The following is a 23,345-nucleotide window of genomic DNA, read 5'->3' on the forward strand; positions in this document are numbered from 1 at the left end:
AAATCATAAATTTATTGTATAATATTTAACGGTTTTACTTATAGAAACTAATATGGCGACTGTGGCGTAGCGGTCTAGCGCATCAGTTTGTGGAACTGACATTCGCGGGTTCGAATCCCGTCAGTCGCCCCATTTAATAAAATTATGTTTTTTTACTACTCCTTTTTGGAGTTTTTTCTTTTTTAAATAAATATTATTATAAATTTATTTTTCGCTTTTTATTTACTAAATAAATAATGGTATAATTATTATGTTTTATGATTTGCAGAAAGTTGAGGTTTAAATGTATATGTACCTTAAAGAAGGGCAAATACTTTCAATTCATGCATATAAGCATAATGGCGATTTATATCGTAGTTGAAATAATTCAATTGTTTTAGAAGATACTGAAAAATATTTAGTTTTAGTAAATGAGAATGTAACAATTACTGAAATTAATGGTCGTAAATGAATAACCGTTGATCCAGCAATTTGGTTATTTTTTAAAAATAATTGATACAATATTATTTGTATGATTCGTAATGATGGTGTTCATTATTATTGTAATATTGCCAGTCCTTTTATTTTAGATTCGCAAACAGTTAAATACATTGATTATGATTTAGATGTTAAACTATTTCCTAATCGTTCTTATAAACTGTTAGACTTGAAAGAATTTAAAACTAATCGTCGAATATGAAAGTATCCAATACCTTTACAAAATATATTAGGGAGGTTCCCAAAGGGCGCATCACTTTAACCCTTAGATTAATAAATGGATAACAAAGAACGATATAACTATCGTTCTTTTTTTGTTAAAAGATTAAAACTTCATAAAACTGTCGTAGAAGTCTAATAGTGAGTACGAAATGTAAATACTTCTATATCAGAATAAAAGAGCATTTAATGTTAAGCAAGTTAAAATGTTACACTGTATCGCTTAATGTAATTATAGATTAATTTGAATAGCCTTATTATGGCTCAGTAAATACCCCATTAATCTATATTAATAATTACATTTTTATTATTTGAAAAAATAGGGGGTTTTATATATAAATACATACCGCATTAACAATATCATAACACAATAAAAATTAAAAGGAGAAAAATAAATATGTCATACATTTATTTAGTAAAATACAAAGTTAATTATACATTTGAAACAAAATATAAAGTTTTTTGTACTTTTATAGATGCTAATAATTTTCATAGAAATTATAAACATCATTTATTAGAAAATGCTTTTATTACACATTATGAAATATTAGTATTGGAAGTTTATATTTCAAAAGAAGAATCAGACATGATAAATAAAAAACTTAATTAATGAAAGGAAAAAATATAATGAAAATATTTAAAGTTAATCAAGAATCAATTAATAAAGGAATAATAAATAAATATTTTGGATTTGATATTGTAACTACAGAATTAGTAGCAGAAGTTATTAAAAGAACTAATCTTATTAAAATTGATAATATTATTTTTAAACTTGATAATCGTATCAAAGGATTTTGTTTAAATGAATATGAGTAAATTAATTTTTAAAAAAGAAACACATCAATATTTTTTAGAAGATAAAGAATTAATATCAGTTTCTAGAATTATTGATAATTATTTAGGTTTTGGATATAGTCATATAGCACCAGAAGTATTAAAAAATGCTTCAGTTCGTGGTAAATGAGTTCATAAACTTAATGAATTATATTTACAAAATATTAATCAAGAAAATATTATTAATAATTTATTAAAAAAATTAAAACCAATAACAAATTCAATAAATTATTCTTATTGTAAAAAATCACTTATGTTTTTAAAAGAAAAATTTAAAGATAAAAATAATTATGAATTTATTATAGAAAAACCTATTAATGATAGTTTAATTGCTGGAACACCAGATTTAGTTTATTTAGATAAAAAAGAAAATAAATATTATTTAGTAGATTATAAAACTTATGCTTGTATTGATGAAGATAAATTAAAAAGAATTAAATTACAATTAACTGCTTATTATTTACTGATTAGAAAGTTAAAGTTGGGCATTGACATATCTAATAAAACTTATGTTTATTTAACTAATAAAAATAATCAACAAGAAATTCAAATTGAAATAACAAATGAATTAATAAATGAATGATTAGAAGCAAAAATAAATTATTTTAAAGGAGAAAATAAAAATGAAAATGAATAAAGAAAACATAGAGCAAATTAAAGAAAATATTAAATATTTAAATGAATTATTAGAATATGCACATGATGAAGTAATTGAATTTGAAATTAGAAAACAAATTAAATATGAATTAAGTTTACTAAAAACAAGGATAAATAAGTATGAATAAATGTAAAAGATGTAATAAAAGAATTTGATTAAGTAAATATTGATGTATGAAATGTTTAGAAAGAATAGTTGATGAAATAACTAATAAGGAGAGTAAATAATGACAATTGATGAATTTATTAAAAAATATAAAAATAAATTTAAGTTTGAAATTGGACATTTTCAAATTATGGGTGATTACACTTTAACAATTAAAAAAACATTAATTGATATGTTTAATTTAGAATTTTTTAAAGAATTAATTAGTGATTTTGAAAATAATAAAAAAAATTGAGAACAAGAAGATATATGTAAAGGATGCAAATAATGATTAATGAAAAATCAATTAAAGAAAAAACTATTTATTCTTGTAATTCAATTGAATTTGATAATTTACCTAAAAAATTAGATAGTAATTTAAATAATTGAATTGAGATTAATAGTCATTTAATAGTTAATCCTAGTAAAAATATTGAAGTACATTTAGATAATAGATTTAAAAAAATTAAAAAATGATAGGAGATAAATTATGGATAAATCAATTTTAATTTTATTAAAACATATAGGCAAAATTAATAAAAAATTAGATGAAATTTTAGAATTATTAAATAAAAAAGGAGAAGAAAATAATGAGTAATGATTTAACTAATAATAAAAATTCATTAACTATTGAACAATGATTTAATGAAAAAAATCAAGGTAATATTGATAATAAAGAAATACAAAGATTTAAAAGTAATGTTTTAGCAATTAAAAATCAATTAGGATTACCAGCAAATAAAACAACTTTAGAAGCATGTTATCAAGCAACATTATTACAATTACCTTTAGAAAAAAACTTTGGTTATTGTTGAGTTGTACCTTTTAATCGTAAATATAAAGATGAACAAAGAAATTGAAAACAAATTAAAGAAGCACAATTTCAAATGGGATATAAAGGTTATATTCAATTAGCATTACGTTCACAACAATATAAAGAAATTAATGTAAGTGATGTTAAATTTGGTGAAATTAAAAAAATTGATAGATTAAAAGGTATGAAATTTAATTGAATTCAAAATGAATTAGAAAGATTAAAAGAAAAAACTATTGGTTATGTTGCTTATTTTAAATTAAAAAATGGTTATGAAAAATATTTATATATGTCAAAAGAACAAATAGAAGAACATTTTAATACTTATTCTGAAACTTATAAAAAAAATAAAAAATTTATTGTTAGTAGTTTTGAAGCAATGGCATTAAAAACTGTATTAACTCAATTATTAAGAAAATGAGGAATTATGTCAGTTGATATGCAAACTGCTTATGAAAATGACCAAGCAATCATTACTGAAAATGAAAATATATATATTGATAATCCAAATAATAGTAATAATGTTGAAGTTAAAATTATTAATTCAAATAATGAAATTGATAATACTGATATAAATTCTACTTTATCTAAATTAAAAGAATTAGAAAAAGAAGAAGAAATAATAGAAAATTTTGAAGTTTAATAAGGAGTTAAAATAATGAATAATCATGAAAATTGTATTAATAAAGAAAAATTACTTACAGAAATGAACAAACGATGTAATAGTTTAAATCAAAAAATTAAATTATCAAATAATAATGATTGAATAAGAGATTTTACTATTAAACTTTTTGAACTAGAAAATTGAATTGAAAAAATAGAAAATGGTGAATTTGATAATGAATAAAGAAAAATTAATTATTTGATTAAATAAACAAATTAGTATTTGTTTATGTGATTCATTAAAAGAAGCAGGTAAACTTACTGCTTATTATAAAGTAGTTGAATTTATAGAAAAGGAAGAATAAATAATGAAATTATTTTATATCTTATTAAGAATATTAATTTTACCATTATTTTTATTATTTTCTTTAATCACTATTCCTTATAATTTATTAACATTTATTTTATTTGGTAAATTTAAAATTGAATTTGAAATGACATGAAAAGAGGAAAGTAAATAATGTCATGATGAGGAATATTATTAATAGTCATAGCAACTACACCAGTAGCAATAATATTATTATTTTGCTTAGTTGCTCTTATTTTGGGAGCAATAGCAATAATAAAAGATTAAAGAAGAATAAATAATAATTAATATTTAGGCATTTGACATATATCCTTTCCTCGTTCCTTTTTTTATTTTATTTAATATGTCAATGTAAGTCCTAATTATAATTTTATATCTATACAGAACGAAACTATAGAATTATTAAAATTTGGATAACATTATAATTCTATAGTCCACCGTTTACTACGGTGCTGATGAGTTCATAAAAGGATGTGAAATAATGAGAAATATTAGAACTGAATGATTTTATAATGATAAAAGTCCAAAAGAAATAAAATGTCCAACAGTAAGTTTATTAAAAAATAAAGAAGATGCTTTATGTTATTTATTAGCATTAAATTTATATCCAAAATTATATCCACAAGATATTTTTTATTCATGAATATTAGAAAATAATCAAACTGGATATTTAATTATTTGTGGTAATAATAGAGATACTATTGGAAATATGCAATTTAAATTTATAAAAGGAGAATAAATAAATGAAAAAGGAAAAAATTAAAATTAGAAATTATGAATTTGAATTAAATTCTTATGTAGTAGATTCCTTATTAGATGTTATAAGAGAACTGATAAAAACAAATAAAGGAGAATAAATTATGTTAGATGAAATTTTAAAAGTAATTTTTGATAAATCAGATAAAAAAGAATTAATTAATATGATAGAAAGATTAATTATTTGTACTAATAATCATTCAGAAACAAAAAAATGACTTATTAGAGATTTTGATAAAACTAATTATGTTTTAGAAAAATTATTAGAAATAAAAGGAGAATAAACATGGAAACAAATAATTATACTTTAACTAAATTAATTAGAACTGGAATAAGTCCAATTTGTGCAATGATTGGTACAAGTGCTTATTATGGTCAAGTAATGAACAATTCACTATTAGGTTCAATTAATAGTTTATTATTTGGTAAAAAATTAGGTTTAGATATTTGAAATTTAAATCAAAGACCAAATACTAAAACTAAATTAATTAATAGTAGTAAAAAAATCTTACTTGGTTTAGGAACAATTAGTTTAGTTAATTATGCTAAATTTACTAATGTAGATATTAATCCAAATCGGTAATGTTTAGTAATCTGTGTAACTTACAAAAATAACTATGTTTAATTAGTTCTAGTAAATATAATTAATTTTCTAGAAAGAGTGAGTTACAGATGGCTAAAAAGCAAAATATTAATAACAATGATCCAATATCACAAGCAGTAGATTTATTATTAGAAAATACTGAAGATTTAACAACAGTTTTTAAAGAGGGAGGATTATATAAAGAATTAACAAAAAGATTAGTAGAAAAAATGTTGAATTCTGAGATGCAAAATTATTTAGGATATGATAAGAATCAACATAGTAATAGTGACAATGCTCGTAATGGTATAAGTTCAAAAAAATTAATAACCCAACAAGGTAAAATTGAAATTGATGTACCAAGAGATCGTAATAGTAATTTTAATCCTGTAATAGTTGCAAAAAGACAAAGAAGATTTGATGGTTTTGATCAACAAGTTCTTTCTTTATATGCAAAAGGTATGACATTATCAGATATTAGAATGCAATTACAAGAGTTATATCATGGTGCTGATATTAGTGAAAGTGTTATTAGTCAAATTACTGATGATGTTATTGATGACGTCAAAGCATGGCAAAATCGACCATTAGATAGTGTTTATCCGATTGTTTATTTTGATTGTATAGTAGTTAAAGTACGACAAGATAAACGGATTATTAATAAATCAGTTTATATAGCTTTAGGAGTTGATTTAGAAGGTAAAAAAGATGTTTTAGGTTTATGAATTAGTGAAAATGAAGGTTCTAAATTTTGATTAGCCAATTTCACAGAAATGAAAAATCGTGGCTTAAATGATATTCTGATTGCTTGTAGTGATAATTTAACAGGCATGTCAGAAGCAATACAATCAGTTTATCCTAAAACCGAACATCAATTATGCATCGTTCATCAAATTAGAAATAGTTTGAAATATGTCTCATATAAGCATAGAAAATCTCTAGTTGCAGATTTAAAACCAATTTATACTGCATGTAGTGAAGAACAAGCAATGCAAGCTTTAGAATCATTTGAAAATAAATGAACTAAACAATATCCACAAATTGCTAAATCTTGATATAAAAATTGAGATAATTTAATGGTTTTTATTAGTTATCCTGCAGAAATAAAAAGGGTAATTTATACCACAAATGCTATTGAATCTGTTAATAGTCAATTACGAAAAGTCATCAGAAATAAAAAAGTTTTTCCTAACGATATGTCAGTTTTTAAAATATTTTATTTAGCAATTGACAATATAACAAAAAAATGAACAATGCCCATTCAAAATTGAAATACAGCAATTGCTCATTTTATGATAAAATTTGAAGACAGAATTAATCTGAATTAGTAACTTTGTAAAACAAAGAAACACAGATTATTAAAAAGCCTCTCCAAATCCAACAGAAAGTCCAATAACAACTACTACTGTTGACCCTTTTCCACCAGATTTATTATTTGTAGTAAATAATAACCCTAATAATTTAATGGATTGAGATACATATTTTAGTTTAAATGCTTATGGTATATCAAATCTTATTAGTGGATTAACTGAATTAATACCTAATAAATTTGAAGCAATAAGAAAGATTTGTAATATGGCTACTGGTGGATGTTTAATATCAAGTGGTGTAGCAATGGGTATTAATAATGATTTTAATAATGCTTATGCAGTACCTACGAGGCTTTTTAATAATCTGTGTTTCTTTGTTTTACAAAGTTACTAATTCAGATTAATTCTGTCTTCAAATTTTATCATAAAATGAGCAATTGCTGTATTTCAATTTTGAATGGGCATTGTTCATTTTTTTGTTATATTGTCAATTGCTAAATAAAATATTTTAAAAACTGACATATCGTTAGGAAAAACTTTTTTATTTCTGATGACTTTTCGTAATTGACTATTAACAGATTCAATAGCATTTGTGGTATAAATTACCCTTTTTATTTCTGCAGGATAACTAATAAAAACCATTAAATTATCTCAATTTTTATATCAAGATTTAGCAATTTGTGGATATTGTTTAGTTCATTTATTTTCAAATGATTCTAAAGCTTGCATTGCTTGTTCTTCACTACATGCAGTATAAATTGGTTTTAAATCTGCAACTAGAGATTTTCTATGCTTATATGAGACATATTTCAAACTATTTCTAATTTGATGAACGATGCATAATTGATGTTCGGTTTTAGGATAAACTGATTGTATTGCTTCTGACATGCCTGTTAAATTATCACTACAAGCAATCAGAATATCATTTAAGCCACGATTTTTCATTTCTGTGAAATTGGCTAATCAAAATTTAGAACCTTCATTTTCACTAATTCATAAACCTAAAACATCTTTTTTACCTTCTAAATCAACTCCTAAAGCTATATAAACTGATTTATTAATAATCCGTTTATCTTGTCGTACTTTAACTACTATACAATCAAAATAAACAATCGGATAAACACTATCTAATGGTCGATTTTGCCATGCTTTGACGTCATCAATAACATCATCAGTAATTTGACTAATAACACTTTCACTAATATCAGCACCATGATATAACTCTTGTAATTGCATTCTAATATCTGATAATGTCATACCTTTTGCATATAAAGAAAGAACTTGTTGATCAAAACCATCAAATCTTCTTTGTCTTTTTGCAACTATTACAGGATTAAAATTACTATTACGATCTCTTGGTACATCAATTTCAATTTTACCTTGTTGGGTTATTAATTTTTTTGAACTTATACCATTACGAGCATTGTCACTATTACTATGTTGATTCTTATCATATCCTAAATAATTTTGCATCTCAGAATTCAACATTTTTTCTACTAATCTTTTTGTTAATTCTTTATATAATCCTCCCTCTTTAAAAACTGTTGTTAAATCTTCAGTATTTTCTAATAATAAATCTACTGCTTGTGATATTGGATCATTGTTATTAATATTTTGCTTTTTAGCCATCTGTAACTCACTCTTTCTAGAAAATTAATTATATTTACTAGAACTAATTAAACATAGTTATTTTTGTAAGTTACACAGATTACTAAACATTACCGTACCTACAATTGTTGCTGGTGCAAGTGAAATTATCCATAATTTATTACCTATGGAAACTACACATCATAATGAAGAAATGCAAGAAACATCATTTAATGATGAAACTACAAGATTAATTAATGACAATAGATTTACTATTAATAGTGAAACTGCAAGTCAATATTATGGTAGTGATAATATGAGCGAAGTACCATTAAATCATGATAATGCTTCATTAAATTGAGATTATAATCATATGAGTTTATAAATAAGTAAAAATGCCTTTAATAGGCATTTTTTTAATTAATAAATACTTTTTACTTCTTGTTGTTTATTAATAGAATTTAATTTACTTTGTAATTTATTAATTTTATTTTGTTTTTTAAGTTGTTTTTTATTAGGGTCTGTTAAAGATTTACCAAAAGCAACGAATGCTTTTCCTAATTTAATTAAAACATAACCTCCATTAATACATAAATTAGCAACTATAATAATTGTTGTAGTATCCATATTAATCACCACCTTTCTAAAATATTTGATTAATTTTTAATACAATTTTTACTATAATAAATATAATTAAACCTGCTGTTGCAGAAGATAATAAAACTCCAATTAAACCTAAAATAATTTTTATAATTTTAAAAAACATAATATTATTCCTGTAATTCTTCTAATTTTCATACATTACCTTTTAAATTACCTTTTCCAGTATAAATAGTAATCAATTTAGCATGTTGAACTGATAAAATTACTATATTAGCACTATCATTAAAGGTTTGTATTTGTACACCAGCAATTTTTTTATTAGTTATAATAAATTCTTGAATAGTATAAACTGGATTATATATACTTCAAGAATAATAAATTCTATAATGTTTATTCTCTTGAAAATCATAAGTAATTTGTCAATTATCTCATTTATTTTTTTCTCTTGTTCCTACTTCTTTTCATTGTGGAATAGTTGGACTTGGTGTTGGATTATTTTTTAATTCAATATCTCAATTATTTTCTTCTATTTGATTTGTTTCTAAACTTTTTGAATTAATTTTTATAGGTTTATCTATATTAATTACACTTGGTGAAGTAATATTTAATGTATTACTAGTAATTTGATAAGTATTTTCTTTTAATTCTTCAAAACTAAATATAGCACCACCATCAATTTCACATTTAATAAATAAACTTCACTTATTAGATTTAGTATAATCAGCATTAAGAATTAAAGAAGCATCTTTATTATCAATTTTACCAATTAAAAGAGTTCATGTACCAGTTCCAACTGCTTTTGCTGATTTAAACAATAACATTAATGGATAACCATTTTGTTCAGGTGCATTTCTGTGTCATGTTATAAATACACGATATGTTTTATTAAGGTCAATATTAAAATTATCTCATGTTCTATTATCAACTTTCTTTCCTATTACAACTCAATTTTCTTTATCTTGCTTTTTATCTATTTTATCATCTATATATTTTTTATTTGGAATATCTAAATCATCAGTTACAACTGGTTCATTTCTATAAATTAAAGTTTTACCTCCAACATTAGTTTTAATAACTTCATTAACTAATCTTGTAGTACTATTTTTATCATCTTTATTATTAAATATTCTATTTTCATCAACTGAACTACCACCAGTAGCACTAATAGTATTAGTTTTTTCATCAATCTTAATATTTTCACCAGCAGTTAATTTATCTTGTTTTTTATCAACATATTCTTTATTGGTTGCATCACTTAAAAATGTAGGTGTACCAACATCAATAAGTCTTCTTCCATTAGCATCAATACCTTTATTATCTTTGGATTTAATAAAATTAGGATTATCTTTATCAACTTCTCATAATGAATCAATATTACTATCAACATGAATTTTTAATTTAGGAATAGTATCACTAATATCATCTATTTTTATACCAACTCCTGCAATAATTCCTTCTTTTCGTAAAAAAGTTTTATTACCAGAATCTCAAGTTATAACTCTATTATCACTTTCATCAAAAATATTAGGTGTATTAAAATTATCTGTATTACATGAAATACTATTATTTATTGCTTTTCTTGGTGTATGTAAATTTGCTTGTTGTAATAAATTATATACTTCCATTAATACATAATCTGGTTCATTTGGTGGACTAATACTACTTGATAAACCATTACCACTAATAGATACTGAACTTCTAATAAATGCCATTCCATCAGTTAAATAATAAATAGTCATTCTTGATGTTGCTCTTTTAACTAATTGTTGTTGAGTTTCATTAAGATTTTTAAATCCTATGACTTCAATTTGATTACCAGTAATAGTATTAATTCTTTCACTTGAAATAGCAATTGCCATAATAGTAAAATCAGTTTTAGTATTATCAGTAGTAGTTTGGTCAGCATCTGGTATAAAACCATATATAGTTTTTAAATCATCTTTTGTAATATAATTTAAATTTACATTTCAATCAATATTATTTTTGTTTTCCATAATCTTTATACCTTCCATATCCTTGTACTGCTTGTGATTTATTAACTACAAACTTATTAAGTTCTTTATCAGTTGCTCTTTTATTTAAAAGATTAACTGAATATCTGGTTCTTTCTTGTTTTTCTGATTTAGTAACTTTTTTAAGTCCACCATAATAATAATCACCAAGAATACTTCATGCACCATGACCATCTACTGTTTTTGTTTTTACCATTTTGGATGGGGCCACTTAGCCCTTTTTACTAGACCATTAATTTAAAAAATCTGAATGTATTCTAAAAACAATTGTGTTATATAATGAACACTAATTTTGACCTGAAAGGATTTTTATTAATGGATAAAATTAAACAAATAGCATTAATAATTAACAAATTAAATATCAAAGAAAAAATTAAAATTATCGATGATTGCAAAAATCAATATTCAATTAGAAACTTATGTCAATATCTTCAATTAAACAGATCAACATATTACTTTTTAAAAAATAAACAAAAACTTATTAAAAAAGAAAAAAATCATATTATTAATTGCAATCATAAATATCAAGAATTATGCCAACTTTTAATCGAATTTCATTCTACAAGAAAAGGTAGAATTTATGGATATTTAAGAATTTTTTCAGCTTTTAAAGAGTGATTAAAACAAGAGAAAAATATCATTTTAAATATAGAATTATCAACAAAACAAATGCGAAAAATTATGAAAAAACACAATATTCAAGGATTAAAACAAACTAAAAATAACTATCCTAAAAACAAAAAAAATCCAAATAAGTGAATACCTACAATGGATAAAGTAAACAAAGATTACAAAAGTACAACCGCTTCAAATCAAATTTGATCAATGGATACTAAACAAATAAACACCAAAGAAGGTTGACTATATCTTTTTGTAATTATTGATTTTTATTCAAATAATGTTGTTAGTTATAATACATTTTCAAATAAATCATATCAAGATTTAATTCTTCCTGCACTTGAAAAAATAAACAACCAATTTTCTTGAAATCAAATAAAAAACGTTATTTTACATTCAGATAACGCCAACGAATTTTATTGTCAAGAAATTACAAAATGAGCAAAAAACAAACAAATAATTTTAAGCAAAAAACAACCATATGATATTGGCGGTAATGTCATATCTGAAAATTGATTTTCACATTTATCTCAAGAATGATTGCCTAAAGACTCAAATCAATATTTAACAATCAATGAAGCTATTAATGATGTAAATCAATATGTTATGTTTTATAATTATGAAAGAATACATTCTAAATTTTTAAAACCACCAATATTACAAATAAAAATTTAGAAATATCTATCAAAATATGGTCCAGTAATTAGGGCTAACCACCGATCCTAACTCAAATATTAATTCAGTTAAAGGATGAAATATATTCCATATAGCAATACTTTTCGGAAATGTAGATATTGTAAAATTATTAATACAAAAATTAAATGATCAATCATTAATAAATTATGTAGCAGAAAAAATTGGTACTCCTTTACAATGTGCAATTGTAGGTGCTAGTGTTGATACAACAGGTCTACCTAAAGAGGGAATGCCTTGAGTTAATCCATTATGTTATTTTAGATTTATATCAAATAATGATATGGGTATAAAGGACAGTAGAACTAAAATTTTAGTTGAAAATTATAAAGAAATTGCAAAAACATTGCTTTCTATTTTATCTTATGATCAAATTAATTCTAAGGATACTGAAGGAGATAGTCCAATTCATGATTGTGTACTAAGATCTAATGTTTAATTATTAAAATTAGTATTAAACGCAGGTGGTGAAGTAAATATGCAAAATAATTTAGGATATACTCCCTTGCATCAAGCAGTTCTTTATTCTAGGTTTGAAGTAATAGAAGAACTGTTACAAATACCTAATATTGACTTAACAATAAAAGATAAAAGCGCATTAACTGCATACGATTTAATTGTGAAAAAAAGTAATAGAAAAGATAAAATTAAAATAATAAATTTAATAGAAAATTGTCTGTTAAGTAAAAATATTAAATTTGAACGTTTTGTTGAAGTTATTATTGATAATAATATATCTGATAATAATATATAGCTAACTAAAGTAATGTTTACTCATATCTTGAAAAACAAAATCAATCGCGTTTTTAATATTTGGTCAATAATTTGGTAATATTTTTCTTATATTATGTTTTATAGCAAATCAAAAATGTTCAATTGGATTTAAATTAGGAGAATATGGTGGAAGAAATAATAGTTTGCATCCAGCATTTTCAATTAATTGTTTTGTTGCTTTAGATTTATGAAACGTCGCATTATCTAAAACTATAATTTGTCCACACTTTAATACTGGAATTAGTATATTTTTAACATATGATTCAAAAATTTTACTATTGCAATGTCCTTCAAATGCTCATAGAGCTTTTAATTTACCTTTATTTAGTGCACCAATTATACTCATTCTCTTTATTTTATATGCAGGTTTATTATCAAATAATCTTTTACCTTTTTCAGACCAACCATATTTATAAAATTCATTATCATCAATTCCAGATTCATCAATATATACCAAATCTTCATTCATTATTTTCGCTATTTCTTTTAAAAAATCTTCTTGTTTATTTTTATCTCTTTGTTCATATAGAAAAGTTTTTTTTATATGTATAATTTAGTTTTTTGAAATAGTTATAAACTGTTTCTTTTGTCATATCACCAAATTTTTCAATTACTTTTTGAACTGTAACATCTTTATTTTCTGCTAAATAATTTTTTAATTCATCTAAATCCTTTATTTTGTGGCTATGTCCTTTTTGATAATTCAAAATTGGTTTTATATTTCCGGTTTTTTGCTTTCTTTTTCTTCATAAAAATAAAGTCTTTCTAGTGATATTGAACACTTTACAAATTTCTTTAATTTTCATGTTTTTACTTTCATAAACTTCATTACTTTTCTTCGTAAGTCCTCACTGTATGGTTTTGGCATAATTTAATCTTCCTAATCTATTTTAATTATTGCTGAATTATACTTGTAAGTGCAAGAATTGTTTAAATTACATATTATTATTTTACATTATTTATGAGTAAACATTACTTTCGTTAGCTATATCTGATAATAATATATCTGATAATAATATATCTGATAATAATATATCTGATACTAATGGTTATTATGATGAGGTTGATACTGTTTCCTTATTAAGTAATGATGATGATACAAGTGATGTAGACAGTATAATTTGAGAGTCTAATAATAATTTTTCAGATAGTTTAGTTACTGATACTGTTTCTTATACAACAAGATTTTAGTGTTTAAAAATAAACTTTTTTAATAAATCTTAAATATTTTATAAAAATTTAAAAGTGTTATCTAGCAAGTATAATATATATTTAATAAAGTTTATATATAATATATATGAAAAACTAAATATAGTTTTCAATCCATTATTTTTTTTAAAAAAATAATCGATTTTTTTATTTTGAAAGGAAGATTTTGATGCCAGTTACTGAACAAGAAAAACGTAAAAAAGAAAGTTCAGAAATAAAAAAAGTAATTAAAGCCTTTGAAAAAGAAATCGAAGAAAATGATAAGCAAATTAAAAATGAAAAAAAAGAAATAAAAAAATGAGAAAAACTAAAGTTAAATATTAATGATGAAAAAAAAGATTTAAGTAAAGAAATTAAAAAACTTAAGATAGCCTTAAATGAAATTAAAAATAAATTAAAGGAAAAAAAAGAAAAAAATATTAAATATGAAGAAAAAGAGGTAAAGTTTAAAGAAAAAGATTTAATAAAATTAGAAAATTTAAGAAAAGAAATTGAAAATAAAATTGAAGTAGAAGAAAAGCAACAACAACAAATACAAGAAAATATAACAAAATTAAAAGAAAATGAACAAGAAATAATAAATCAATTAGAAAAATTCAAAAAAAATGAGAAAGAAATGGAAGAAGAAATAGGTAAATTAAAAGAAACGATAGTTGTTGATGATAGTAATGTGAATATTTTGATTAAAGAAAAAGAAAATGAAATATTAGAAGTAAGATTAAAAATTGCTAATTTATCTGATAGTTTAAAAAGAAAAGAGAAAGAAATAACATTATTAGAATTTGAAGAATTTAAACATAAACAAATTATTTTAGAAAATAAAGAACAATTAATAAAAGCAAATCATAAATTATATTCAAATAAAAAAACAGAAAATGAAGTTAAAATAGCAGAATTGGAGATCAAAAAAAACAAGAAAATTTGTGAAATATATGAATTACAGCATAAACTAAATATAGTGGTTATAGATGATGCAAATATTAATTCAAAAATTTTAAGTTTACTTTTGACAATATGTAGGCTTGAAAAATCTTCTATAGAAATTACCAAAGAAATTACAACAAAAAAAGATGTCTTAAAACAAATAAAAAATAATTCATTAGAAGAATCAATAGTAATTTCACCAGAAGAAAACGCTACTTCTGTTCAGCAAAATGCAAAACCATGGTTTAAACGTATATATAAACCATTTACTAAACTTTATAGAGGTAGTAAACAAAAAATTACATTAGGATATTATCAAAGAAAAGAAAAATCTTTAGAAGCGGAAATTAGGAAATTAGAAGCCGAAAAATTAAAAGATTTTTGAAATAAATTTTGATTACTTATGAGCTGTGGTTGTTATAATAATCATGGCAAAACAACAAGAAAAATAGAAGAAAAAAAACGAGAATTAAAAGATATTAAAAAAGAACTAGAAAAATTATCAAAAAATAATGTTTCAAATAATGATCCGCAACCTTCAACTTCATCAGCAGTACCCAGTTCATCTAAAAGTTGAAGTGACAAATTATTGAAATCAACAGAAGAAGTAACAAAAAATGATTCTTTATTAAAAGAAAATTCTAAAAATCTGGATGTTTCTTTACATTAATTTCATAGAATAGAAATTTATATAACTTTAATTTATAAACTAAATTTTATTAGAAAATGAACAATAATTTTACTTCAATTTTGAACAGATATTGTTCATTTTTTTCTTTTTTTATAATTTTTATAAATTATAAATTGATATATATAAAATTACTGTTATAATTTTACTAGCATAATATTTAAAATGGAGTTAGAAGTAATATGAGTAAATCTAAAATTTCATTAAGTTTAAAAAATGTTGAATTTCGTTATAAACCAGAATACAATAACGCTGTTGATAATGTTAGTTTTGATATTAATCATGGTGAATATATTACTATAATTGGTCATAATGGTAGTGGTAAGTCAACACTTTCAAAAATTATTATTGGTGTTTTACACAAACAAAAAGGTACAATTCAATTATTTGGTGAAACAATTACTAATAAAAACATTAAACAATTACGTCGTCACTTAGGTATTGTTTTTCAAAATCCTGATAACCAATTTATAGGTTCAACTGTTCGTGATGATATTGCTTTTGGCTTGGAAAATCATTTAGTTGAACCCAGTGATATGCCAGCAATTATTGACAGAGTTTCTAGGGCAGTGGGTATGGAAAAATATTTAGATCATGAACCACTATGATTATCTGGTGGTCAAAAACAACGTGTAGCTATTGCTTCAGTTTTAGCTTTAGAACCTGATATTATTATTTTTGATGAGGCAACTAGTATGCTTGATCCAAAAGGTAAACGAGAAGTTAAAGAAATTATGTTAAAATTACAAGAACAACGCAATAAAACTATTATTTCTATTACTCATGATATGGATGAAATTATTAATGCCGATAAAATTATTGTTATGAATAAAGGTAAATTAGTTCGTTATGGAACTCCATCTGAAATATTAAAAGAATGAGAGTTTTTACAAAGTATTCATTTAGATATTCCTTTTGTTTTAAAAGTATCGTTAGGTTTAAAAAATAAGGGAATTAATATTAATGAAACATTAAGTGAAGAGGAGCTGATTTCTAGCTTATGTCAATTAAATTCAAAGAAGTAAGTTATACTTATTCTCCAAAAACCCCTTATCAATATCAAGCATTAAAAGATATTACTATTGAAATTGTTGAACAAAAAATAGTTGCTATTATTGGTGAAACTGGTAGTGGTAAATCAACTATGATTCAACATATTAATGGTTTATTAGTTCCAATGGCAGGTTCAGTTTTTATTAATGATTTTATTATTAAGGCTAATCAAAAAAAAATTCGTGATATTAAAAAAATACGTAAACAAATTGGCTTAGTTTTTCAATTTCCCGAATATCAGTTATTTGAAGAAACTATTGAACGAGATATTATGTTTGGACCAGTTAATTTTGGTGAGAAAAAAGATAAAGCACGAGAGTTAGCAAAAAAATATATTAATTTGGTTGGATTAGACGAAACATACTTATCAAGAAGTCCATTTGATTTGTCTGGTGGTCAAAAACGAAGAGTTGCTATTGCTGGTATTTTGGCATTACAAGGTCATACTTTAATTTTAGATGAACCAACAGCAGGACTTGATCCCGATGGTGAAAAAGAATTAATTAATTTATTTTATGATTTAAATCATAAAGAAAATAAAACTATTATTTTAGTAACTCATAATATGAATCATGTACTAATGGTTGCTGATGAAGTTATTGTATTACATAATACACAGATTTATAAAAAAGCAGATCCAATTACTATTTTTAGAGATAAAAAATTAATTACCGAAACCGGAATTGAGCCACCAAAAATTTATAGTTTTTTATATAAATTAGAAGCAGCAGGATTTGATACATCAAAAATTACTGCTAGAAGTGATTCAGAATTAATTGACCAGTTGTCAAAAATATTATCCAAAAAAAATAGCAATAAAAAGTAAGGAGTAATAAATAATGAAAGTTAGTTTTGGTCGTTATTTACCTTTAAATTCAATCATTCATCGTGTAGATCCAAGAATTAAATTACTAGTTTTAATTTGTTTAATTGCTTCACTTTTTTTTCATACTGGTTTTGAAGGTTACGCTCTTATTGGTTTTACTGTCATAACAATTTTCTTTTGTGCAAAATTACCTTTTATGATGTTATTAAAATTAATGCGCCCGATTTTATTTATGGCATTTATTTTATTTATAATTAACTGTTTTTTAACTGATGGCCCTAATTTAGGAATGATTTGACGTTGGCATGGTATTAAAGTATCGTATAAAGCTATATTTGTTAGTATTTATATTGCTCTTAGAATTTATTTAATGATTTTAATTACAACAATTTTAACAACCACAACTCAACCATTAGATTTAACATTAGCATTAGAAGATTTAATGTTACCACTAAAATTAATTAAATTTCCAGTACATATTATTTCAATGATTATTTCTATTGCTCTTCGTTCAATTCCTACATTATTAGATGAAGCGGGTAGAATTTTAAAAGCACAAGCATCACGTGGTGTAGATTTAAAAAATGGTCATTTTAAAGAAAAAGTTAAATCGTTAGTATCATTAATTATTCCCTTATTAGTTTCTTCATTTCAAAAAGCAGAAGATTTAGCATACGCTATGGATTCAAGGGGTTATGATCCACAAGGTAAAAGAACACGTTTTCGTCAATACCATATTGATTTTAAAGATATATTTTTCTTTATTATTGGTGTAGGATTGTTAGCATTTCTTATATCTTATACTTATCATCCAGAAATATTTTGAAGAATTCCATTTATTGATGATTATTATTCACAATAATAAACGTATATGAATTAGGTTTACTAATTTTAAATATTTATTAATATTTAGTTAAAATAAAAATTTTGCAACAAGTGTCATAATATTTATCATTTTTTTTCTTATACTCCCTATTATTTTTTTTAATTAAAAATTCTTAATTTAAATTTAAAACATATTAATAATTAAAATTAATTAAGGAGTAAGTCCGGTTGCTAAATTATAATCATAAATATCACTATCTAAGTTACTTGTAACTACAATACTGTTATTTCATTCAACATTTTGTTTTGCTATTTTTTCACTAACTAACAATTGTTCAATAGCTTTATCTAATAAATTTAATTGATCTAATTCTAAATTATTTAATGCATTTTTTATAACTTGTTCATCATACATATCATTACTATTAAAATTACTTAAATCAAAAATTTGTTTTGAACTAGAAACATGATCATATTGCAATTCTCTTTCTTTTTCTTTAATAAGTTGATGTCTTTTTTGGTCATATTTTTTCTTTCTTACTTTTATTTCGGATCTTTGATAATATTTTTTCTTTTTTGCTTTTACTTCGGGTTTTTGATCATATTTTTTCTTTTTTACTTTTACTTCGGGTTTTTGATCATATTTTTTCTTTCTTTGTTTATTTTTTTGGTATCACATTTGATCATATTTTTTCTTTTTTGCTTTTACTTCAGGTCTTTGTTCATATTCTTGTCATTTTCTTTTTTTAGATTGTTTATTAAATATTTCTTCATTGGTTTGAAATGAAGAAGTAGTATTAGTAACTATACTTAAACTATTATTCATATCTTTTTCCCCTAAATATAATTAAAGTTAATTTTATTTAAACTTTTATTATATATTTTTTGCTATTTATTAAAAATAATATTTTTTGATACATAAAAATGTATATTATAACTTTTTCAAAGTTTTAAAAATAAGATTAATAAGATATATAAATTAAAATTGTATAAATTATACCAATTTTAAATGTTTTTTCAATCTTTAAAACTATTATTTTGTTTTGTTTTTGGTGCTCTTAATTAAAATTAATTGAGAAAGGAATGAGTATATTGCTAAATTTTTAATCATAAGTATTAGTATCTAAATTACTTGTAAGTTAGTATTGTTAATAAAATTTGATTAATAAATTGATTTAATAAGATATTATCTATTACATTTTTATGCTTTTTATTAAGGGCATAATAAAACTTTATTTTAAGAGTATTTAAATTAATAATTAACCATAATTATTAATTTAAAATTGTGTTCTAATTGTTAATAGTAACATTGTTTTTTATTATTGTTATTGTTATATACGAAAATTAGATGATTATTTTTGTAGTTTTATGAAAAAAAATATTAAAAAATCATAAATTTATTGTATAATATTTAACAGTTTTACTTATAGAAACTAATATGGCGACTGTGGCGTAGCGGTCTAGCGCATCAGTTTGTGGAACTGACATTCGCGGGTTCGAATCCCGTCAGTCGCCCCATTTAATAAAATTATGTTTTTTTACTACTCCTTTTTGGAGTTTTTTCTTTTTTAAATAAATATTATTATAAATTTATTTTTCGCTTTTTATTTACTAAATAAATAATGGTATAATTATTATGTTTTATGATTTGCAGAAAGTTGAGGTTTAAATGTATATGTACCTTAAAGAAGGGCAAATACTTTCAATTCATGCATATAAGCATAATGGCGATTTATATCGTAGTTGAAATAATTCAATTGTTTTAGAAGATACTGAAAAATATTTAGTTTTAGTAAATGAGAATGTAACAATTACTGAAATTAATGGTCGTAAATGAACAACCGTTGATCCAGCAATTTGGTTATTTTTTAAAAATAATTGATACAATATTATTTGTATGATTCGTAATGATGGTGTTCATTATTATTGTAATATTGCCAGTCCTTTTATTTTAGATTCGCAAACAGTTAAATACATTGATTATGATTTAGATGTTAAAGTATTTCCTAATCGTTCTTATAAACTGTTAGACTTGAAAGAATTTAAAACTAATCGTCGAATATGAAAGTATCCAATACCTTTACAAAATATATTATGACAAAATATAAATAAATTAAAAAAAGGAATTAAGAAAAATGAAATTAATTTATTTAATGATGATGTAATTTTAAATTATTGAAAAAATTATCAAGACCAAAGTTTACAAAAATAGTAAGAACATATGTTCTTACTATTTTTGATATTAAAACTTTTTATAACTAAATTAAATTTTTTTATAAAATAGGTAATGTTTTTGCATAATTATGTTCTCTCATAATACTGTTTATATTAATTTTTTTACTTTTATCTTCAATACTATTATTTATATTTTGAATATCTATATCATTAAATTGTATTTTCTTTTTGTAATTATGATAATTAATAGCATATGTTTTTAATTTTTTTATTTCTTTAAACATTAAGTTTTTTATTTCTTGTTCAATTTCTTTATTCATTTTTTACTCCTTTTAAAAATAAAAACCTATTTACTTTGAGAAACAAAGTAAATAGGTTAAAAACTATATTTAGTTTGTAGTTATTTTTAACATCTTTTTGAAAATTTACAATTAATAAACATATATAGCTAACTAAAGTAATGTTTACTCATATCTTGAAAAACAAAATCAATCGCGTTTTTAATATTTGGTCAATAATTTGGTAATATTTTTCTTATATTATGTTTTATAGCAAATCAAAAATGTTCAATTGGATTTAAATTAGGAGAATATGGTGGAAGAAATAATAGTTTGCATCCAGCATTTTCAATTAATTGTTTTGTTGCTTTAGATTTATGAAACGTCGCATTATCTAAAACTATAATTTGTCTACACTTTAATACTGGAATTAGTATATTTTTAACATATGATTCAAAAATTTTACTATTGCAATGTCCTTCAAATGCTCATAGAGCTTTTAATTTACCTTTATTTAGTGCACCAATTATACTCATTCTCTTTATTTTATATGCAGGTTTATTATCAAATAATCTTTTACCTTTTTCAGACCAACCATATTTATAAAATTCATTATCATCAATTCCAGATTCATCAATATATACCAAATCTTCATTCATTATTTTCGCTATTTCTTTTAAAAAATCTTCTTGTTTATTTTTATCTCTTTGTTCATATAGAAAAGTTTTTTTTATATGTATAATTTAGTTTTTTGAAATAGTTATAAACTGTTTCTTTTGTCATATCACCAAATTTTTCAATTACTTTTTGAACTGTAACATCTTTATTTTCTGCTAAATAATTTTTTAATTCATCTAAATCCTTTATTTTGTGGCTATGTCCTTTTTGATAATTCAAAATTGGTTTTATATTTCCGGTTTTTTGCTTTCTTTTTCTTCATAAAAATAAAGTCTTTCTAGTGATATTGAACACTTTACAAATTTCTTTAATTTTCATGTTTTTACTTTCATAAACTTCTATTACTTTTCTTCGTAAGTCCTCACTGTATGGTTTTGGCATAATTTAATCTTCCTAATCTATTTTAATTATTGCTGAATTATACTTGTAAGTGCAAGAATTGTTTAAATTACATATTATTATTTTACATTATTTATGAGTAAACATTACTTTCGTTAGCTATATATCAAATATATTAACTTTGTAATGGATGGGGCCACTTAGCCCTTTTTACTAGACCATTAATTTAAAAAATCTGAATGTATTCTAAAAACAATTGTGTTATATAATGAACACTAATTTTGACCTGAAAGGATTTTTATTAATGGATAAAATTAAACAAATAGCATTAATAATTAACAAATTAAATATCAAAGAAAAAATTAAAATTATCGATGATTGCAAAAATCAATATTCAATTAGAAACTTATGTCAATATCTTCAATTAAACAGATCAACATATTACTTTTTAAAAAATAAACAAAAACTTATTAAAAAAGAAAAAAATCATATTATTAATTGCAATCATAAATATCAAGAATTATGCCAACTTTTAATCGAATTTCATTCTACAAGAAAAGGTAGAATTTATGGATATTTAAGAATTTTTTCAGCTTTTAAAGAGTGATTAAAACAAGAGAAAAATATCATTTTAAATATAGAATTATCAACAAAACAAATGCGAAAAATTATGAAAAAACACAATATTCAAGGATTAAAACAAACTAAAAATAACTATCCTAAAAACAAAAAAAATCCAAATAAGTGAATACCTACAATGGATAAAGTAAACAAAGATTACAAAAGTACAACCGCTTCAAATCAAATTTGATCAATGGATACTAAACAAATAAACACCAAAGAAGGTTGACTATATCTTTTTGTAATTATTGATTTTTATTCAAATAATGTTGTTAGTTATAATACATTTTCAAATAAATCATATCAAGATTTAATTCTTCCTGCACTTGAAAAAATAAACAACCAATTTTCTTGAAATCAAATAAAAAACGTTATTTTACATTCAGATAACGCCAACGAATTTTATTGTCAAGAAATTACAAAATGAGCAAAAAACAAACAAATAATTTTAAGCAAAAAACAACCATATGATATTGGCGGTAATGTCATATCTGAAAATTGATTTTCACATTTATCTCAAGAATGATTGCCTAAAGACTCAAATCAATATTTAACAATCAATGAAGCTATTAATGATGTAAATCAATATGTTATGTTTTATAATTATGAAAGAATACATTCTAAATTTTTAAAACCACCAATATTACAAATAAAAATTTAGAAATATCTATCAAAAT

Annotated in this window: 38 protein-coding genes, 2 tRNA genes and 1 pseudogene; 29 read left to right on the forward strand and 12 right to left on the reverse strand. The window is 22.6% G+C overall.

Going from position 1 to position 23,345, the window contains the following annotated elements; translation table 4 throughout:
- Nucleotides 1-55 precede the first annotated feature (55 nt).
- The 17 genes from AACL11_RS03575 to AACL11_RS03655 all read left to right on the forward strand — a co-directional run bounded on the left by AACL11_RS03575 (nucleotide 56) and on the right by AACL11_RS03655 (nucleotide 7,159).
- Nucleotides 56-132: transfer RNA gene (locus tag AACL11_RS03575), tRNA-His, on the forward strand.
- A gap of 157 nt (nucleotides 133-289) precedes the next feature.
- Nucleotides 290-739 (forward strand): DUF402 domain-containing protein, encoded by a 450-nt coding sequence (locus AACL11_RS03580; protein ID WP_338988170.1) that lies wholly within the window; start codon nucleotides 290-292, stop codon nucleotides 737-739.
- 354 nt (nucleotides 740-1,093) lie between these two features.
- Nucleotides 1,094-1,306 carry a hypothetical protein gene (locus AACL11_RS03585; RefSeq protein ID WP_338988171.1) on the forward strand — a complete coding sequence of 71 codons (213 nt, stop codon included), beginning with the start codon at nucleotides 1,094-1,096 and terminating at the stop codon, nucleotides 1,304-1,306.
- Nucleotides 1,307-1,323: 17 nt separating this feature from the next.
- Nucleotides 1,324-1,512, forward strand: coding sequence for a hypothetical protein (locus tag AACL11_RS03590; protein ID WP_338988173.1), 189 nt, complete (start codon nucleotides 1,324-1,326; stop codon nucleotides 1,510-1,512).
- Nucleotides 1,499-2,167: a PD-(D/E)XK nuclease family protein gene (locus tag AACL11_RS03595; protein WP_338988174.1), complete on the forward strand. Its 669-nt coding sequence runs from the start codon at nucleotides 1,499-1,501 to the stop codon at nucleotides 2,165-2,167. The genes AACL11_RS03590 and AACL11_RS03595 overlap by 14 nt, the downstream gene beginning before the upstream one ends.
- Nucleotides 2,160-2,315, forward strand: coding sequence for a hypothetical protein (locus AACL11_RS03600; RefSeq protein WP_338988176.1), 156 nt, complete (start codon nucleotides 2,160-2,162; stop codon nucleotides 2,313-2,315). Before AACL11_RS03595 ends, AACL11_RS03600 begins: the two co-directional genes overlap by 8 nt.
- 99 nt (nucleotides 2,316-2,414) lie before the next feature.
- Nucleotides 2,415-2,621 (forward strand): hypothetical protein, encoded by a 207-nt coding sequence (locus tag AACL11_RS03605; protein ID WP_338988178.1) that lies wholly within the window; start codon nucleotides 2,415-2,417, stop codon nucleotides 2,619-2,621.
- Nucleotides 2,621-2,812 carry a hypothetical protein gene (locus tag AACL11_RS03610; RefSeq protein WP_338988179.1) on the forward strand — a complete coding sequence of 64 codons (192 nt, stop codon included), beginning with the start codon at nucleotides 2,621-2,623 and terminating at the stop codon, nucleotides 2,810-2,812. The genes AACL11_RS03605 and AACL11_RS03610 overlap by 1 nt, the downstream gene beginning before the upstream one ends.
- Nucleotides 2,813-2,922: 110 nt before the next feature.
- Nucleotides 2,923-3,789, forward strand: coding sequence for a recombinase RecT (locus tag AACL11_RS03615; protein ID WP_338988181.1), 867 nt, complete (start codon nucleotides 2,923-2,925; stop codon nucleotides 3,787-3,789).
- Between the two features lie 15 nt (nucleotides 3,790-3,804).
- Nucleotides 3,805-3,993: a hypothetical protein gene (locus tag AACL11_RS03620; RefSeq protein ID WP_338988184.1), complete on the forward strand. Its 189-nt coding sequence runs from the start codon at nucleotides 3,805-3,807 to the stop codon at nucleotides 3,991-3,993.
- Complete coding sequence (locus AACL11_RS03625; RefSeq protein WP_338988185.1) at nucleotides 3,986-4,114, forward strand: hypothetical protein; 129 nt, start codon at nucleotides 3,986-3,988, stop codon at nucleotides 4,112-4,114. Before AACL11_RS03620 ends, AACL11_RS03625 begins: the two co-directional genes overlap by 8 nt.
- A 3-nt stretch (nucleotides 4,115-4,117) precedes the next feature.
- Nucleotides 4,118-4,270, forward strand: coding sequence for a hypothetical protein (locus tag AACL11_RS03630; protein ID WP_338988187.1), 153 nt, complete (start codon nucleotides 4,118-4,120; stop codon nucleotides 4,268-4,270).
- 327 nt (nucleotides 4,271-4,597) lie between these two features.
- Nucleotides 4,598-4,855, forward strand: coding sequence for a hypothetical protein (locus tag AACL11_RS03635; RefSeq protein ID WP_338988188.1), 258 nt, complete (start codon nucleotides 4,598-4,600; stop codon nucleotides 4,853-4,855).
- A 121-nt stretch (nucleotides 4,856-4,976) separates the two neighbouring features.
- Nucleotides 4,977-5,156: a hypothetical protein gene (locus AACL11_RS03640; RefSeq protein WP_338988189.1), complete on the forward strand. Its 180-nt coding sequence runs from the start codon at nucleotides 4,977-4,979 to the stop codon at nucleotides 5,154-5,156.
- A 2-nt stretch (nucleotides 5,157-5,158) separates the two neighbouring features.
- Entirely contained in the window at nucleotides 5,159-5,455 is a 297-nt protein-coding gene (locus AACL11_RS03645) for a hypothetical protein (RefSeq protein WP_338988190.1), read from the forward strand.
- A gap of 89 nt (nucleotides 5,456-5,544) precedes the next feature.
- Nucleotides 5,545-6,783, forward strand: coding sequence for an IS256 family transposase (locus AACL11_RS03650; protein WP_338986680.1), 1,239 nt, complete (start codon nucleotides 5,545-5,547; stop codon nucleotides 6,781-6,783).
- A gap of 136 nt (nucleotides 6,784-6,919) precedes the next feature.
- Nucleotides 6,920-7,159, forward strand: coding sequence for a hypothetical protein (locus AACL11_RS03655; protein ID WP_338988192.1), 240 nt, complete (start codon nucleotides 6,920-6,922; stop codon nucleotides 7,157-7,159).
- Here the strand turns inward: AACL11_RS03655 and AACL11_RS03660 are convergent.
- Entirely contained in the window at nucleotides 7,156-8,394 is a 1,239-nt protein-coding gene (locus AACL11_RS03660; RefSeq protein WP_338986680.1) for an IS256 family transposase, read from the reverse strand. The genes AACL11_RS03655 and AACL11_RS03660 overlap by 4 nt on opposite strands.
- A gap of 145 nt (nucleotides 8,395-8,539) precedes the next feature.
- Here AACL11_RS03660 and AACL11_RS03665 point away from each other — a divergent pair, with 145 nt between their 5' ends.
- Nucleotides 8,540-8,737, forward strand: a complete 198-nt coding sequence (locus AACL11_RS03665) for a hypothetical protein (protein ID WP_338988194.1) — start codon at nucleotides 8,540-8,542, stop codon at nucleotides 8,735-8,737.
- Nucleotides 8,738-8,772: 35 nt separating this feature from the next.
- Here the strand turns inward: AACL11_RS03665 and AACL11_RS03670 are convergent, their stop codons facing one another.
- The 4 genes from AACL11_RS03670 to AACL11_RS03685 are packed head-to-tail and all read right to left on the reverse strand — an operon-like array spanning nucleotide 8,773 to nucleotide 11,178.
- A complete protein-coding gene (locus AACL11_RS03670; RefSeq protein WP_338986885.1) occupies nucleotides 8,773-8,979 on the reverse strand; it encodes a hypothetical protein in 207 nt (68 codons plus the stop codon).
- A gap of 16 nt (nucleotides 8,980-8,995) precedes the next feature.
- Nucleotides 8,996-9,118, reverse strand: a complete 123-nt coding sequence (locus AACL11_RS03675; protein WP_338973392.1) for a hypothetical protein — start codon at nucleotides 9,116-9,118, stop codon at nucleotides 8,996-8,998.
- A gap of 4 nt (nucleotides 9,119-9,122) precedes the next feature.
- On the reverse strand, nucleotides 9,123-10,949 hold the full coding sequence (locus AACL11_RS03680; protein WP_338988195.1) for a hypothetical protein: 1,827 nt from the start codon (nucleotides 10,947-10,949) through the stop codon (nucleotides 9,123-9,125).
- Nucleotides 10,933-11,178: a hypothetical protein gene (locus AACL11_RS03685; RefSeq protein ID WP_338988196.1), complete on the reverse strand. Its 246-nt coding sequence runs from the start codon at nucleotides 11,176-11,178 to the stop codon at nucleotides 10,933-10,935. The genes AACL11_RS03680 and AACL11_RS03685 overlap by 17 nt, the downstream gene beginning before the upstream one ends.
- A gap of 68 nt (nucleotides 11,179-11,246) precedes the next feature.
- Between AACL11_RS03685 and AACL11_RS03690 the strand changes: the two genes are divergently transcribed.
- From AACL11_RS03690 to AACL11_RS03700, 4 genes and pseudogenes are all read left to right on the forward strand, one after another.
- A complete protein-coding gene (locus AACL11_RS03690) occupies nucleotides 11,247-12,260 on the forward strand; it encodes an IS3 family transposase (RefSeq protein WP_338986622.1) in 1,014 nt (337 codons plus the stop codon).
- 82 nt (nucleotides 12,261-12,342) lie between these two features.
- Nucleotides 12,343-12,399 (forward strand): annotated as a pseudogene (locus AACL11_RS10530) (hypothetical protein); the annotation flags it as partial.
- Between the two features lie 111 nt (nucleotides 12,400-12,510).
- Nucleotides 12,511-12,717 carry a hypothetical protein gene (locus tag AACL11_RS03695; RefSeq protein WP_338988197.1) on the forward strand — a complete coding sequence of 69 codons (207 nt, stop codon included), beginning with the start codon at nucleotides 12,511-12,513 and terminating at the stop codon, nucleotides 12,715-12,717.
- Between the two features lie 15 nt (nucleotides 12,718-12,732).
- Nucleotides 12,733-13,032 carry an ankyrin repeat domain-containing protein gene (locus AACL11_RS03700; protein WP_338988484.1) on the forward strand — a complete coding sequence of 100 codons (300 nt, stop codon included), beginning with the start codon at nucleotides 12,733-12,735 and terminating at the stop codon, nucleotides 13,030-13,032.
- On the opposite strand, the gene AACL11_RS03705 is transcribed toward AACL11_RS03700, so the two are convergent.
- The 3 genes from AACL11_RS03705 to AACL11_RS10535 are packed head-to-tail and all read right to left on the reverse strand — an operon-like array spanning nucleotide 13,033 to nucleotide 13,920.
- Nucleotides 13,033-13,605, reverse strand: a complete 573-nt coding sequence (locus AACL11_RS03705; RefSeq protein ID WP_338988471.1) for an IS630 family transposase — start codon at nucleotides 13,603-13,605, stop codon at nucleotides 13,033-13,035.
- Nucleotides 13,562-13,834 (reverse strand): IS630 transposase-related protein, encoded by a 273-nt coding sequence (locus AACL11_RS03710; protein WP_422397942.1) that lies wholly within the window; start codon nucleotides 13,832-13,834, stop codon nucleotides 13,562-13,564. The genes AACL11_RS03705 and AACL11_RS03710 overlap by 44 nt, the downstream gene beginning before the upstream one ends.
- A complete protein-coding gene (locus AACL11_RS10535) occupies nucleotides 13,768-13,920 on the reverse strand; it encodes a hypothetical protein (protein ID WP_422397939.1) in 153 nt (50 codons plus the stop codon). Before AACL11_RS10535 ends, AACL11_RS03710 begins: the two co-directional genes overlap by 67 nt.
- 510 nt (nucleotides 13,921-14,430) lie before the next feature.
- On the opposite strand from AACL11_RS10535, the gene AACL11_RS03715 reads away from it, so the two are divergent.
- The 4 genes from AACL11_RS03715 to AACL11_RS03730 all read left to right on the forward strand — a co-directional run bounded on the left by AACL11_RS03715 (nucleotide 14,431) and on the right by AACL11_RS03730 (nucleotide 18,614).
- Nucleotides 14,431-15,855: a hypothetical protein gene (locus AACL11_RS03715; protein ID WP_338988199.1), complete on the forward strand. Its 1,425-nt coding sequence runs from the start codon at nucleotides 14,431-14,433 to the stop codon at nucleotides 15,853-15,855.
- 200 nt (nucleotides 15,856-16,055) lie between these two features.
- A complete protein-coding gene (locus AACL11_RS03720) occupies nucleotides 16,056-16,898 on the forward strand; it encodes an energy-coupling factor transporter ATPase (RefSeq protein WP_252320168.1) in 843 nt (280 codons plus the stop codon).
- Entirely contained in the window at nucleotides 16,874-17,752 is an 879-nt protein-coding gene (locus AACL11_RS03725; RefSeq protein ID WP_338988166.1) for an energy-coupling factor transporter ATPase, read from the forward strand. The genes AACL11_RS03720 and AACL11_RS03725 overlap by 25 nt, the downstream gene beginning before the upstream one ends.
- Before the next feature lie 13 nt (nucleotides 17,753-17,765).
- Complete coding sequence (locus tag AACL11_RS03730) at nucleotides 17,766-18,614, forward strand: energy-coupling factor transporter transmembrane component T (RefSeq protein WP_338988200.1); 849 nt, start codon at nucleotides 17,766-17,768, stop codon at nucleotides 18,612-18,614.
- A gap of 174 nt (nucleotides 18,615-18,788) precedes the next feature.
- Here AACL11_RS03730 and AACL11_RS03735 read toward each other — a convergent pair whose 3' ends face one another.
- A complete protein-coding gene (locus AACL11_RS03735; protein WP_338988201.1) occupies nucleotides 18,789-19,403 on the reverse strand; it encodes a hypothetical protein in 615 nt (204 codons plus the stop codon).
- Between the two features lie 615 nt (nucleotides 19,404-20,018).
- Between AACL11_RS03735 and AACL11_RS03740 the strand changes: the two genes are divergently transcribed.
- A tRNA-His gene (locus AACL11_RS03740) sits at nucleotides 20,019-20,095 on the forward strand.
- Nucleotides 20,096-20,252: 157 nt separating this feature from the next.
- Nucleotides 20,253-20,789 carry a DUF402 domain-containing protein gene (locus AACL11_RS03745; protein WP_338988202.1) on the forward strand — a complete coding sequence of 179 codons (537 nt, stop codon included), beginning with the start codon at nucleotides 20,253-20,255 and terminating at the stop codon, nucleotides 20,787-20,789.
- Nucleotides 20,790-20,850: 61 nt separating this feature from the next.
- On the opposite strand, the gene AACL11_RS03750 is transcribed toward AACL11_RS03745, so the two are convergent.
- From AACL11_RS03750 to AACL11_RS03760, 3 genes are all read right to left on the reverse strand, one after another.
- Nucleotides 20,851-21,072 (reverse strand): hypothetical protein, encoded by a 222-nt coding sequence (locus tag AACL11_RS03750; protein WP_252320160.1) that lies wholly within the window; start codon nucleotides 21,070-21,072, stop codon nucleotides 20,851-20,853.
- A 128-nt stretch (nucleotides 21,073-21,200) separates the two neighbouring features.
- Nucleotides 21,201-21,773: an IS630 family transposase gene (locus AACL11_RS03755; RefSeq protein WP_338988485.1), complete on the reverse strand. Its 573-nt coding sequence runs from the start codon at nucleotides 21,771-21,773 to the stop codon at nucleotides 21,201-21,203.
- On the reverse strand, nucleotides 21,730-22,089 hold the full coding sequence (locus tag AACL11_RS03760; protein ID WP_338973555.1) for a helix-turn-helix domain-containing protein: 360 nt from the start codon (nucleotides 22,087-22,089) through the stop codon (nucleotides 21,730-21,732). Before AACL11_RS03760 ends, AACL11_RS03755 begins: the two co-directional genes overlap by 44 nt.
- 226 nt (nucleotides 22,090-22,315) lie before the next feature.
- Between AACL11_RS03760 and AACL11_RS03765 the strand changes: the two genes are divergently transcribed.
- Complete coding sequence (locus tag AACL11_RS03765) at nucleotides 22,316-23,329, forward strand: IS3 family transposase (protein WP_338986622.1); 1,014 nt, start codon at nucleotides 22,316-22,318, stop codon at nucleotides 23,327-23,329.
- Nucleotides 23,330-23,345: the final 16 nt, after the last annotated feature.

The organism is Spiroplasma endosymbiont of Dasysyrphus albostriatus, assembly GCF_964019495.1.
GTDB lineage: Bacteria > Bacillota_I > Bacilli_A > Mycoplasmatales > VBWQ01 > Spiroplasma_E.